Annotated in this window: 13 protein-coding genes; 3 read left to right on the top strand and 10 right to left on the bottom strand. The window is 45.1% G+C overall.

From position 1 onward, the window contains the following. Nucleotides 1-438: 438 nt before the first annotated feature. Nucleotides 439-978, bottom strand: coding sequence for a cysteine hydrolase family protein (locus GWR21_RS00220; protein ID WP_162329774.1), 540 nt, complete (start codon nt 976-978; stop codon nt 439-441). Nucleotides 979-1,758: 780 nt separating this feature from the next. Next, complete coding sequence (locus GWR21_RS00215; RefSeq protein ID WP_162329773.1) at nt 1,759-2,181, bottom strand: hypothetical protein; 423 nt, start codon at nt 2,179-2,181, stop codon at nt 1,759-1,761. A 331-nt stretch (nt 2,182-2,512) separates the two neighbouring features. Between GWR21_RS00215 and GWR21_RS00210 the strand changes: the two genes are divergently transcribed. After that, the gene (locus GWR21_RS00210; RefSeq protein WP_162329772.1) at nt 2,513-6,769 is read left to right on the top strand and encodes a sugar-binding protein; all 4,257 of its coding nucleotides are present in this window, start codon (nt 2,513-2,515) and stop codon (nt 6,767-6,769) included. Nucleotides 6,770-6,935: 166 nt separating this feature from the next. On the opposite strand, the gene GWR21_RS00205 is transcribed toward GWR21_RS00210, so the two are convergent. Together GWR21_RS00205 and GWR21_RS00200 are read right to left on the bottom strand one after the other, a co-directional pair. Next, nucleotides 6,936-7,328, bottom strand: a complete 393-nt coding sequence (locus tag GWR21_RS00205; RefSeq protein WP_162329771.1) for a hypothetical protein — start codon at nt 7,326-7,328, stop codon at nt 6,936-6,938. Between the two features lie 12 nt (nt 7,329-7,340). Continuing rightward, complete coding sequence (locus GWR21_RS00200; RefSeq protein ID WP_162329770.1) at nt 7,341-7,694, bottom strand: hypothetical protein; 354 nt, start codon at nt 7,692-7,694, stop codon at nt 7,341-7,343. Nucleotides 7,695-7,896: 202 nt separating this feature from the next. Here GWR21_RS00200 and GWR21_RS00195 point away from each other — a divergent pair, with 202 nt between their 5' ends. After that, complete coding sequence (locus GWR21_RS00195) at nt 7,897-8,793, top strand: LysR family transcriptional regulator (protein WP_162329769.1); 897 nt, start codon at nt 7,897-7,899, stop codon at nt 8,791-8,793. Between the two features lie 78 nt (nt 8,794-8,871). Continuing rightward, nucleotides 8,872-9,141, top strand: coding sequence for a hypothetical protein (locus GWR21_RS00190; protein WP_162329768.1), 270 nt, complete (start codon nt 8,872-8,874; stop codon nt 9,139-9,141). A 4-nt stretch (nt 9,142-9,145) separates the two neighbouring features. Here GWR21_RS00190 and GWR21_RS00185 read toward each other — a convergent pair whose 3' ends face one another. The 6 genes from GWR21_RS00185 to GWR21_RS31800 all read right to left on the bottom strand — a co-directional run bounded on the left by GWR21_RS00185 (nt 9,146) and on the right by GWR21_RS31800 (nt 12,729). Further along, on the bottom strand, nt 9,146-9,616 hold the full coding sequence (locus GWR21_RS00185; RefSeq protein ID WP_162329767.1) for a hypothetical protein: 471 nt from the start codon (nt 9,614-9,616) through the stop codon (nt 9,146-9,148). Further along, nucleotides 9,616-9,999, bottom strand: a complete 384-nt coding sequence (locus tag GWR21_RS00180) for an SRPBCC domain-containing protein (RefSeq protein WP_162329766.1) — start codon at nt 9,997-9,999, stop codon at nt 9,616-9,618. The genes GWR21_RS00185 and GWR21_RS00180 overlap by 1 nt, the downstream gene beginning before the upstream one ends. Before the next feature lie 10 nt (nt 10,000-10,009). Beyond that, nucleotides 10,010-10,693: a hypothetical protein gene (locus tag GWR21_RS00175; RefSeq protein ID WP_162329765.1), complete on the bottom strand. Its 684-nt coding sequence runs from the start codon at nt 10,691-10,693 to the stop codon at nt 10,010-10,012. An 837-nt stretch (nt 10,694-11,530) separates the two neighbouring features. Then, nucleotides 11,531-11,764 (bottom strand): hypothetical protein, encoded by a 234-nt coding sequence (locus tag GWR21_RS00170; protein WP_162329764.1) that lies wholly within the window; start codon nt 11,762-11,764, stop codon nt 11,531-11,533. A 270-nt stretch (nt 11,765-12,034) separates the two neighbouring features. Next, nucleotides 12,035-12,349 carry an integrase core domain-containing protein gene (locus GWR21_RS00165; RefSeq protein ID WP_162329763.1) on the bottom strand — a complete coding sequence of 105 codons (315 nt, stop codon included), beginning with the start codon at nt 12,347-12,349 and terminating at the stop codon, nt 12,035-12,037. Next, nucleotides 12,346-12,729, bottom strand: coding sequence for a DDE-type integrase/transposase/recombinase (locus tag GWR21_RS31800; protein WP_394367282.1), 384 nt, complete (start codon nt 12,727-12,729; stop codon nt 12,346-12,348). Before GWR21_RS31800 ends, GWR21_RS00165 begins: the two co-directional genes overlap by 4 nt. Nucleotides 12,730-12,741: the final 12 nt, after the last annotated feature.

Genomic DNA, 12,741 nt, shown 5'->3' with positions numbered 1-12,741 from the left:
GGGTTTTGTTGTGTTTTTTCCGAGGTTTGTTAATTACACTAGAGGTCTATACCGGTCAGTACTCCCGGTGTTTTTCATGCTAACGGTGAAATTCAGGATGAATATAATATAATTGTCAAAATTACAGTTATTTATTTTAGGGTTTTTTGGCAGGGAGCAACGGGTGTTATTGGGTGTTGTTTTTTTGGTGTTGCTTAAGGTGCTCTAGCGAAGGCAGAAGGAACTACAGGCTGTGTCCCCTTTGCGGGACGTGCGATGGAGCGTTATCAAATGTTTTGAAATGGGGAATGCTGTTACACCTATCAAACGTTTAGGGCGCTTCAATGAGATAAGGCCCGTTGTTTCCTTCTGACTTCCGGATTTTAACCAGCGCAATTGTGTTAAGATTATAAAGACCTGATGTAATTATGCACGGCTACCAATGGAGGTTAGTATACGTCATAGCGCAGTACTGTTTATCATTCTCGCTCCTTTCTCCTGTAATTCTTCAATCATATCCATCCTTCTCTGTTGTACATCGTCTCCTGTTCCGATACAGTCCTCCACCAGATAAACTGTATAGCCTCCTTGTAATGCGTCCAGTGCTGTCTGTCTGACACAATATTCCGCAAGGAATCCACAGATGAAAAGCGTTGTTGTTTTTGTTGCTTTCAGATAGTCTGTAAAGGCGGTGGCCTTAAATGCGCTGTGTTCCGTTTTGGTGATAAATGTGTACGTTGGGTCAACAGCGAGGTCACGATCGATCTGATTACCGGTAGTACCTGGCAGACAAATGGATTGTCCGGGGGCAAACTGGTCCGGCCTGTAGTCGGAACGAAGGATCATAATAGCATCTTTATCAGTTCGTGCGAGCAGGTTGTTGATTCGTTGCAGGGCATCCCGCATCTGGTGGATGGCTTTATGCTTTATCGCATAAAAACCTTCTAATGCGGTAAAGTCATGCTGTGGATCGATAATCACTATTTTCTTTCCTTCCATGGTTTATTCATTGTTGAATCGTATATCCTGTTGAGGACGACGTTTTAAGCTATGTAAGTGTTGAACGACAAACCCGTCCATCAAGCAGGTTTATTTTCACTACACTTAAGGTCACAGTTTCCATCACTCCAAATGCACCCCAGGCATTTGTTGCAACAGTTGTCAGGTGTAACAGGATGCCCCAGTCCAGTTATGGATGCTGCCCTTTGGCTGTCATTCATCACACAATATTAGCAAGGATTTCGACACGGAGCTGAACAAAGCAGACGAGGCGTTGGTTTCGCATCACGAAGGGTTGTTTTGGCGTCATAAGCCGGGTTTGTCGTACAGTGTTAACAGGTTTCAGTGGAAGCTTTGGATCAATGTTCGGGTATTGACCCGTAAAGTCCAAACTGAAATTAGAAATAGTTGTAAAGTCAATCCTGATCTTCCATAATAAAACTGTAAAGTTTTTCTGTATTAAGACAAGGTTCGCTTAAGTAGGCTTTCTCTTACGTTTCTCTTACGTTTTAAAACGTAAGAGAAACGTAAGAGAAAGCCTACTTAAGCGAATCTCAAACGTACCTGAAACATACTCAGGTAGCCTTCATTACCACCCGGTAGTACATAAATAGTTGATATTGAAAGAAATACCTGTTTTAAGAAAATACCGGCCTTTTAGAAAAAAAAGCAACGCGGCGATGATCGTTGCTGCGATGAGCAGGCCTTTAATGTGATCCCTCTGTGTATATCTGGTGCCTAGTGTCATTGAGTATGTTACGGGACTAACGCTTTTTTATGTTAAACAACCTGTCGGCTGATCTTAAATTTCTCCAGCTTTACGATCAGTTTCCGGAAATCAGCCTCTTCAAATCCCTGGTTGGCAAATGCCCGGTGAATACAGTTGGGGCCAGCAAAGATCTTGAGTACGGCATCGTCCGGTTCGCCGCTTGAGCGGATGTAAACGACATCCATCGTCACCGACTGGATATCGCGGACAATCCTCCTTTTGATGAAATACTTATACCATACGATCGTTACCCTGTCTTTTTCCAGTAAGATAGAATAGGTAAACGGTTTGACCCCGGTGATGAACACGGATAGCGCTACATAAATGAACATGACAGCCGGACTGTATTCCAGGAATATCATGACGAAGAACAATAGCACCCATACGCCTAACAGTATGTATCCGATCCGGGAGAAATGAGCTTTAATTTCCATGGTACAGGTATTTCATAGTACCGCTAAATTAAACAAAATATCCACGGAAAAAAGAGCCCTCTAAAAAGGCGTAAAACCTTGTTCATCCCGATAAATCAGCTGAAACGGCCTATATCAATGAAGCTGTTCATATATCCATATCAGATTGCAGATGAACACATTAAAACGGCACCACCTTCATAAAGCCGCCGTATTTTCTATATTTTCTCCGTATTACTTGCCCATTTCAGCCGACTTCTTTTCCTTTGACATTACCACGGATGAAAAATATTACCACGTTGTTGATCCTGAGCCACTCCTGGAAGAATTCCTGTCTCTAAATACCTTCTATATGAGAAAACCCGCTTCTTTTCCCTCAAATGCGGCACATTCCGCGTCCATTACGCAGGTCCGTCCTGCCCGGCTCAGACGCCGGTGCATTATTCCACGCTGGCGTCTGATGATATGCTTTTTACTGTTACTGATGCAAAGTAAGGTCCTGCTGGCGCAAAGCGATGGTTTACCCCGTGGCGCATACCAGTTGCCCTACACCCGTTATGAAGCAGAAAATGCAGCACTTGATGGTGGTGCTTCCCTGGAGCAATCGCCCCAGTTCATTCAGACACAGATCGCCTCAGAGGCTTCTGACCAGAAGTATGTCAGCCTGGCCACTAACGGCGCTGGTGTTGAATGGACACTCTCGCAGGCCGCGCAAGGCGTCAACCTGCGATTCACGATGCCGGACGACAATACCGGTGCCGGCCGTACTGGTAGCCTGGGTCTGTATGTCAACGGTGTGAAAGTACGCACCATCAATCTCTCCTCCTACTGGGCGTACCAGTATTTTCCTGATGCAGATCCGGTGCAGACACCCGGCGGCAAGACATTTATGCGTTTTGACGAAGTACACTTCAGACTGGATGCGGCTCTGAATGCAGGCGACAAACTGAGTATCCGTAAGGACAACAATGACGCCATCACTTATGGGCTCGACTTTGTGGAACTGGAACCGGTGCCGGCGGCATTGACCATGCCGGCCAATTTTCTGTCTGTCACCGACTATGGCGCAGTTGCCAATGACCAGACGGACGACTTTGCCGCTTTCAACGCCTGTATCGCAGCAGCTGCTGCACAAAGTAAACATGTGTACATTCCGGCGGGTCGCTTCCTGCTGAGCGACAAGCTCGCGCTGAATGTCAGCAACATGAAGATCCAGGGTGCCGGGATCTGGTACACCGAAGTTTATTTCTCCACCGACAAACAATTCTATGGCGGCTTTATGGGCCGGGCCAGTAATGTAGAGATCTCTAATTTTACACTCAGCACGATCAACAATGACCGTCTGAAATATGACGAAGCCAATCCGCGACTGCCTGGCGAAATGTACAAGACGTATAAAGGTTTCATGGGAACCTATGGTACCGGCTCCCGTATACACGATATATGGGTGGAACACTTTGAATGCGGTTTCTGGATAGCAGGTTACGATGCGCCTTATCCCATTGACATTACCAATGACCTGGTCATTTCAAAATGCCGTATCAGGAATAACTATGCGGATGGCGTAAACTTCTGTCAGGGTACTTCCAATTCTGTGGTGGAGCAATCGAGCGTGAGGAATAACGGGGATGATGGTCTGGCAGTATGGCCTGCCAACGTAGCCGGGAACACCGCCACCTGCCGCAACAATATCTTCCGGTATAACACGATCGAAAACAACTGGCGTGCCGGCAGTATCGCTTTATTTGGTGGCACCGGTCATGAGATCCATCACAACCTGATCAAAGACGGCGTAGGCGGTTCTGCCATCCGCTTTACGAATGACTTCCCCGGTTTCACCTTTGAGTACCCGGGAGACCTGATCAGGGTATATGAGAACACGATGATTGGCTGCGGTACCAGCTACGACCTGTGGAATCAGAAAAGAGGTGCGATCGAGTTCTACGCCGGAGGCAGTGGTATTTTTAATATGCAATTCGACAACAATACCATCCTGCGTTCTCAGCGCGATGGTATTCAGATCTATGGCAATAACCTGCATCATCTTGTTTTTAACAACACCACTATTGACGGGACAGGCCTCGACCCAGTCGTAAGAGATGTTCCGTCCGACGTATATGGCGGATTCGGCCTGTATGTGCAGGCAGGCTCCACCACCGCAACATTCAACAACCTGACCGTTACCAATGCGGAATCAGGCGCCTACATCAACCGTAATAACAGTTTCCAGCTGATCATACAGCATATCAATATTCCTGTATCCGGCGTAGCCATCAAACCAGGTAATGATACGACGTTGACAGAAGGCCAGATCCTACAGTTGTCTGCTGATATCATTCCGGCTGATGCGACCAACAAGAACGTTACCTGGACCAGCTCTGCACCGGCAGTAGCGACAGTAGATGCTACAGGCAAAGTGACCGCTGTCGGTATCGGTACCGCCAATATCACAGTAACGACAGCCAGTGGCAACTTCACCGCTACACGAAAAGTGACCATCCTGCCAGGGGTGAATATAGTGGCGACAATACCGAATGCATCTGAGAGTGGCACAGCGGGCAGGTTCACGGTAAGTACGTCTGTGCTCTCACAAAATATCAGCGTTAAATATGCAGTATCCGGTACAGCCGGCACGAGCGACTATACGGCCAATCCGGCACTGAGTGGCACGATCACACTGACGCCTGCACAACCATCCGCAGTGATCAATATCACACCGGTAAATGACGCGATCTTCGAAGGACCGGAAACATTACGACTGACATTGAAACCGGATGCATCTTACAAACTGGGTGGAGACACGATCGCCACGGTGACGATCGCGGACAATGATAATCCACCCTGTGTATCGCCGGTGATCGCACAGGTATCCGGAACAGCGCCGGTAATTGACAATAGCATTGATGCGGCATGGGCGATTGCGCCTGTCAGGAACATCAGCAATGTGGTGTTGGGTAGTTTGCCGTCAGACTATGCCGGCAAATGGAGAGCGATGTACGATAATACGAACCTGTATCTCCTGGTAGAGGTCAATGATGCCACACGTATCTCAGACTCGGGTGCCAGCTGGTGGGAAGATGATGTAGTGGAAATATTCATTGACGGCGATAACAGCAAAGGAAGCACGTACGACGGTGCGAATGATTTCCAGTTAGGCTTCAGGTGGAATGATAATGTGATACATACAGGCTCTAATTCTGTTACAGGAACAACCGGCATCAACTTTAGACAATACGCTACGACCACAGGTTATAACCTGGAAGTGGCCATTCCCTGGGCGACCATCGGTACGACACCAGCAGTAGGCAAGCCACTCGGACTGGATGTACAAATAGACGATGACGACAACAATGGTACACGTGATGCGCAGATCACTTCTTTTGCTACGAATACGACCGCGTTCTCCAATCCGGCAGTATTTGGAACGGTTTACCTGACAACCTGTAGCGGTCCGCAGAACCAGCCACCAGTAGCAAATGCGGGCGCTGACATTACGCTGGCAGCCAATACAACGACTGTCACCTTACAGGGTACGGGTGCTGATCCGGAAGGAAACAGTGTGACCTATAGCTGGACGAAAGTAAGCGGACCAGCAGTCACGATCAGTAATGCGGCAATTGCGAATCCCGTGATCACAGGTCTTACAAACGGCAATACATATGTATTCCAGCTGACTGTAAGTGACGGCACACTGACATCGGCTGATCAGGTGCAGGTAACCGTAGGAAGTGTAGTCGATCCGAATCAGCCAGGCACTATGCTGGCACGTCCTGCGGCAGGTACTATTACGGTGAATGGTAACCTGAGTGAAAGTAGCTGGAATTTGTCACAGACTATCAGCAAAGTGACGACGGGATCGCCTAATAATACTGCGACATTCGGTGTGCTCTGGGATGCGAATAACCTTTACATCGGCGTGAGAGTACTGGACGGTAATCTGTATGCTGATTCACCAGATGCTTGGGATAATGATGCAGTAGAGATATTCATTGATGCGAATAACAATAAACTAAGCGTTTTCGATGGGCAGGATAACCAGTTCATCAAGGCGTATAACAGCAGCGGATTGTTTAGCAAGGTGGCAATCACAGGCATGCAGCATGCCTACGCAGCTATCACCGGCGGCTATTCCGTGGAAATCAGCATACCATGGTCGCAGCTGGGTATCACACCGTCAGCGGGTATTTCCTTCGGATTTGATGCCGGTTACGATGATGATGATAATGGCGGTGCACGTGACGGACAGGCCGTATGGTTTGGTACCTTATACAATTATCAGAGCACAGCGGGATATGGCACGGTGACACTGGCGAATAGTGCTGCCGCAGTCATGGCAACGGCAGTGACGAAGGAAGCGCCGGCGATCATGAAAGAACCGTCTATACAAATATTGCCTAATCCGGCTACGGATGGTCAGGCGAAGGTGATCATTTCTAACTACAATGGTCAGGGACAGGTATTTGTGTATGATCTGAATGGCAGACAGGTGTATACAGCGAAGGCACAGCCGGAAATGAGGCTGCATCTTCCGCAGTTACCGAAAGGTGTATACGTCCTGAAATTTGTCTACGGCGAAAAAGTGATAACGAAGAAGCTGTTGCTACAATAAACTGATCGTTACCTGAAAATGATAACGCCTGTTCCGGGAGCGGAGCAGGCGTTTTTTTTGTATGTATGGAAAACGCCAAAGATGCCGGGGCATACGCCAAAGCATCTAAAGCAGGAGGTTAGCTAAACAGGACAGGCCGGAGGCAGGGATAAAAGACAGACCGGTATCAAGCACCCGTCACAGGTATTGGTGGGAATGGTTTGATAGCTGTTTTAGCTCTTTTTCTTCCCCTGAAGAACAGGTAAAGATTGAAGAAAAGCATCAGGCCGAGCATGATACAGAATCCACCGATCTTCGCACTGAGTACTTCCATCACGCGACGGTTTGTAGAGATGTCATAGGCGATCTGCATGATCCAGAGCGCAAAACCCAGGTTTAACAGATAGAAGCCGGTTTCAAACAGTTTGTTTGTGGCCAGGGCAATGCCTTCATTTCCGTGAAAAATATCCAGCATAAATACCTTGCTGTTTTTGAATAAAGTATGTGCTACGTACCATGTTAATCCAATAACAACAGGCAGATAGATCAGATAGGCGACGAAATTCAGAGAACTTTCCATACAACAGTGTTTTTAAGGGTGAAGAATTGATTGACTACGTTTACTGATAAAATAGATCACGATCATATTGCAGTAGTGCATCACGGCCAGTGTCAGCAGTATCTTTCCTGTCATGACGGTGATGGACAACAGCAGAGCGGTCCAGTTGACGATCGTACTCCAAGTGCTGATCATCAGGGCAGCATAGCCGAGATTGACCAGATAGTATCCGACGAGCAGGATACGGTTGATCGCATCTGTCAGGGGCACATTCTGCTGTAGCACGTCGAGTATAAATACTCTTCCGTTACGGTAGAAAATAAAGCCCACACGCACAGTGATCAGGTAGGTAATCAGCAAATAAATGATGTAAGCTAAGGTGTTCATACCGGGTACATTTTCAGGTGACTGGCAGAAGATTGCTATCGTGAGACAAAGCTATGCATTCACAACTGAACTTTCAAAATTTTCTGAAAGTTTAATTGTATAAATATTATAAATATCTGATAATCTGGTAGCTAAATTTTGTCAGGCGATCTCTCTTGGAGTGGACCCGTATTTTAAATACCTTGGATACAAATAGCGGCCTATGTTATCGACCCGACATCTGGTATTTATGGAAGTAGCGCGGGAACGGAGTTTCTCGAAAGCGAGCGAAGTACTGTTCATCTCACAGCCAGCGGTGAGCAGTCATATTAAGAGCCTGGAGGAGCTGTATCAGACTAAATTGTTTGAGCGGAAAGGCTTGCAGATAGAACTCACGGAAGCGGGGCAACTGCTATACAAGCGGTTGTTGACAGTGAAGATGATCCAGCAGGAAACGGAATTTGATATTTCGGTGATGAAGGACAAGTTACAGGCCACGGGTGTGCTGAATCTGGGTGCCAGCACGACTGCCGCGTTATATATACTGCCCAGGGTGATGTCCGCTTTCAACCAGGAATATCCCCGCGTAGAGATCTCTTTATTGAACAGGAACAGTGAAATTGTGCTGGATGCCCTGCTGAACAAAGAGATCAACATTGGTGTGACGGAAGAGAAAGGCAAGCTGACTAATGTGACCTACCAGCCATTCCTGAAGGACCAGATCGTAGCGGTATGCAGCCACAATAATCCGCTGGTGAGGAAAAAGGAATACCCGTTAAAAGAGATCCTGAACATGCCCTTAGCGATCAGGGAAAGGGGTAGCGGCACGCTGGAAGCGATCAAGGAGGGGCTTAAAAAAAGCAGGATCGGGCTGGACGATTTAAAGATCAATGTCCGGCTGGGCGGAACAGAAGCACTGAAGAATTTCCTGGTAGAATCGGGTTGTGTGGGCTTCCTGTCTACCCGGTCGATCGTCAAGGAATTACAGCTTGGAGAACTGGCTGTGCTGCAATTTGAAGGGCTGCGTATAGAACGTAGTTTTTATTTCATCCAAAGAAAGGGAGAAACCAGCGAACTCAATAAAAGATTCATCAAATTAGCAAAATCCATCTATAACTAAATCTTATGGACCATAAGATTTCAATATAGCTTTCATTATAGGCTAAGGCATACATTTGTCGTCTAAACAAGTGTTTTTATGAACATGCTTTTTTACTACGAGGAACTGTACAATACCACCACTGAAAGATTGAAAGCTTTAGCCGGTCTCTCTATACAGCACAAGAATAACCTGTTAAGGCAGATGAAAGAACATACACCTGCCTTCTTTGCTACTCCTACCGATATTGAAAACCTGGCCAGAAAGGCGGTAGTATCGCTCGGCGCGATGTTATGTCCCGAAGCAGCTGCAGAATATGCAGGAATGAGTAAGTTACTGGAAATGGATATGGTTGAAGGAGCCGAATAGTCCGTCATAACCTATCCAACTGTCTTTGATAATCATGCTGGAGGTCTTCATGCTGCTGTGAAATGGCTTTCTCGATCTTTTTCACCTGTTGCACATAGAGTTTTGTGAGCGCAACGCTCTCTCCTATCTTGAATCCTCCCTTTTTTACCTTGGTACAGAAATAGAGCAATAGTTCTACCTCGGCCTGCTTAGAGCCGGTGTATTTGATATGCTTATTCGTAGCCCGGAGGATCTTCCGTAAGTGCTTCTTAACGAAATAGATATGCTGCCTAGGCGTTTCTGCGAATGCTTCATCCATTTCCTCTTTAACGGCCTCGATATAGGCTTGCAGGTCATGCGATTCAAACAGCAGGTAGTTCAGCAGCTCTTTATTTTCCTTTTTGAACTTCGCCAGACGCAGGCATAATTCCACCAGCTGAGCCGGTGGAACTTCCTGCAATTCCTTTTTCAGTTCGCTGACGCTGGCGGCCTTCATTATTCTCCGGTATAAAAATCGATCAACGCACCGAAGTAGCTTTCATTCCATCCCCCTACGATGTCGTCATACGCCTCGTCAGGGATGTTGGTATGCCTGAGCTCTACGTCAGTACCCTTCTTATTTGGATGCAGGATGATAGTGACGATGGAATCTTCCGGCTGGTCGCCGAAATACCATTCCTGCACGATCTTCCTATTTTCCTCAAATTCCAGGTTCATCCCTACGATACTCTCGTCCCAGAGGGAGAACTCCGTACCTGGCTCGGTAGACATCTCAGCCGGTTCGCCGGTCCAGAGGCGGATGGTGTAAGGATTCGTCAGTGCTTTATACAGATCTTCCGGGGGAGCCGGAACGATGAAATGCTTTTTGTAATCTTTCATGGCCGCAAAGCTAGGGAATTATCGGGGATTGTGTTGACTTGATGCTGAAAGCAATACGTGTCAGATACCCTGTGTCAAGATCAAATGACATATCAGCTGTATCTCCTACTTTTACGACGATGTAATCCATATGGTCTTTCTCATATTGGCTATGCCATTTTAACTCCGAACAATTCAACAACTGAATGATCTCGTGTAAATAGCTGGTCGCAGTCACGGCTGGTAACATGTCTTTCAATAGCGGATCTTGAAGATCAAAGCTAAGATCATCCTGGAAGAGGATCGCTGCTTCGTCGATAAATCCTTCAAAATACCCTAACCGAAGCGTCCCATACTGAAGATAACCTAGAGAAGGGTTACCATAAAAGTCCGCCGGCAAACCGAATTGTACCAGCGCGTCTTTGAGGTGCATGCCAGACGAGACGCCTAGCATACCTATCCCGTCTCTGATCACACTCAGGATATCATCTACCCGTAACTTTTCCTGCTGCTCAAAACCATTCACTAACTGCTCTAGCGCAGCCAGGTCGTCAACCCGGTATTCTGCCAGCCGTATTCCTTTGATGAATAACTCCACCTGATTTGAATTGTCGAAGAAGAGTTCTATATACTGGTTGGATGTATGCCGGAAAGCCATCGCGGTGGTTTCTATCCAGCTCTTATTTACAAGATATTCTTTAAATACAGCAAACATATATTATAGATAATAGGCGCAAATGTAAGTTGAAAACTGTTGATATCGTTTATTTTACAGGGGAAGGGAGTCGCTGTCATTTCGGGGATAGCTGATGTGTATATTATCAGGCATTGATCATCAGTATATCGCCAAGGGAATATACAAATCTCTTCAAAAAATAATACCGAATTGAGAAGCTAGAGACGCTAAAGGTTTCTCACAGACAAGATGTGCATGAAAGTTAAATAATAAAGTAAAACTCCTAATAGGATATAAAATAGTCTTTTACCAAGCAATTTTCGTTTAACACCAAACTTATGCCCCATACAAAAGCTAACTAACGCATCGAACAAAGGATAAAGATTGAAAAAAATAAAAGTCAAGCATATTAATTGAATAAAATTTATGAAAACATTTCTCTCATCAATGTTAACTATCCCACCATGATAAACAACCGTCCAAAATACTATAAACCAAATAACAAGGAAAAAATTCTGTGGTATTCTCATTTATAGCTTTTAAAAATGTCTCTCCTGAAGATAAAGCAGCCCTGTTACGGGTTATCTCTGTTTTTATCAGAGACGTTAAAACTAAACAAGCATATACACATTAAATGTCTATATGCATATAATAAAAGAGAGCATAATCATATAATCACGCTCTCTTTTATTATATATCCAAGATGTACACTACTATGTGTGATCTGTATTTCCAAATGCTAAAGAATAGCCTTTCTATACTCTGGAAAACAAAAAACCTCGTTTACTGTATCTAATTTCAAGTCAGAATTTTGAATACCAGCCCCCTCCATAAGAGCGCTTACTGATGCAAATAGTACAATTAAATTATTAGTGTCTATAGGTACCAGTCGATTTCATAAATAATAACCTCAAGTCTACCTCTCCTCTCTCTTCTGAAATAATCATAGAATATAGTAATTCCAGCCTTACACATCTGTTCCCATTGAGAAGCAGCCTTATATTCAATTACCAATTCCTGTTCGCTTCCCTCTAAAAATACAATATCAAAAACAATTTCGGCATAACACCCTCTATTCTTAACTTGCTTTCTTAATTTATATGTCTGCATGAATCGATTATTTATTAGTAAACTTATTCAGTAAATCCTTTACTTCCTTGGCGTTCAGCTTTCTATTATCCGAATAAAAATCAGAAACTCTTGATAGCTTCTTATCTTATGCCCAGATAGGACGCTATGAGACAAAGGGAGCACAGCCTCCTGCTGAATATGGTGGTCCCCAGTCTTAGGACCGGTAATTGTTTCTTTTAAGCTTTTAAGTATTAAATGATTTACTGGGCTTTGCCCGTGAATCATTTAATACAAGCCTCCGGCAGGGGATTATGCGGCTTTCGCCATATATGCTTCTCTTGGGGTTGAATAATCCAATGATTGATGTACACGAGTACGATTATAAAAATTAAAATATCTTTTCAGTCCTTGATAGAGTGAAAGACCATCTTCGTGTACGTTCAGGTAAATGTGCTCATATTTAACACTTCTCCACAGTCGTTCGATCCATACATTATCCAGCGCCCGACCTTTCCCGTCCATGCTTATTTTGATTTCATGTTCTTTCAATAAGCCGGTAAACACTTCGCTGGTAAACTGGCTGCCCTGATTGGTATTAAATATTTCTGGCTTGCCATATTTCACAATACCAGCATATGCATATCTCGACACCACTCAGCATTCATGGTATTACTTATGCCCCAGTTAACTACGTAGCGGGTATGTACATCAATAATGGCGCATAAATACATGAAACCCTTTTTCATTGGAATATATGTAATGTCGCAGTTCCACCTGGTTAACTTTATTAATATCCAGCCCTTGAGCAAATAAGGGTATATTTTGTGAGATTTATCCGGCTTACTCGTGTTGGGTTCCTGAAATAGTGTGTTCCAGTTTACCAATTTCATTAGACGCCTTATTCTGTTTCTGTTAATATTATATCCTTTTAGACGCAATAAAGCCATTAATCGACGTTCCCCATAGAAAGGTGTCAGAAAGTATTGCGCGTCAAGAATGCGCATTATTTCCAGGTT

Origin of the sequence: Chitinophaga agri, assembly GCF_010093065.1 — a bacterium.
In the GTDB taxonomy this organism is placed as follows: Bacteria; Bacteroidota; Bacteroidia; order Chitinophagales; family Chitinophagaceae; genus Chitinophaga; species Chitinophaga agri.
This window is presented reverse-complemented; position numbering and strand designations above follow the sequence as displayed.

Excerpts from the sequence above, each read along its gene's own strand:
- GWR21_RS00220 (WP_162329774.1), bottom strand. The coding sequence starts at position 978 with ATGGAAGGAAAGAAAATAGTGATTATCGATCCACAGCATGACTTTACC.
- GWR21_RS00215 (WP_162329773.1), bottom strand. The coding sequence starts at position 2,181 with ATGGAAATTAAAGCTCATTTCTCCCGGATCGGATACATACTGTTAGGC.
- GWR21_RS00210 (WP_162329772.1), top strand. The coding sequence starts at position 2,513 with ATGAGAAAACCCGCTTCTTTTCCCTCAAATGCGGCACATTCCGCGTCC.
- GWR21_RS00205 (WP_162329771.1), bottom strand. The coding sequence starts at position 7,328 with ATGGAAAGTTCTCTGAATTTCGTCGCCTATCTGATCTATCTGCCTGTT.
- GWR21_RS00200 (WP_162329770.1), bottom strand. The coding sequence starts at position 7,694 with ATGAACACCTTAGCTTACATCATTTATTTGCTGATTACCTACCTGATC.
- GWR21_RS00195 (WP_162329769.1), top strand. The coding sequence starts at position 7,897 with ATGTTATCGACCCGACATCTGGTATTTATGGAAGTAGCGCGGGAACGG.
- GWR21_RS00190 (WP_162329768.1), top strand. The coding sequence starts at position 8,872 with ATGAACATGCTTTTTTACTACGAGGAACTGTACAATACCACCACTGAA.
- GWR21_RS00185 (WP_162329767.1), bottom strand. The coding sequence starts at position 9,616 with ATGAAGGCCGCCAGCGTCAGCGAACTGAAAAAGGAATTGCAGGAAGTT.
- GWR21_RS00180 (WP_162329766.1), bottom strand. The coding sequence starts at position 9,999 with ATGAAAGATTACAAAAAGCATTTCATCGTTCCGGCTCCCCCGGAAGAT.
- GWR21_RS00175 (WP_162329765.1), bottom strand. The coding sequence starts at position 10,693 with ATGTTTGCTGTATTTAAAGAATATCTTGTAAATAAGAGCTGGATAGAA.
- GWR21_RS00170 (WP_162329764.1), bottom strand. The coding sequence starts at position 11,764 with ATGCAGACATATAAATTAAGAAAGCAAGTTAAGAATAGAGGGTGTTAT.
- GWR21_RS31800 (WP_394367282.1), bottom strand. The coding sequence starts at position 12,729 with ATGCGCATTCTTGACGCGCAATACTTTCTGACACCTTTCTATGGGGAA.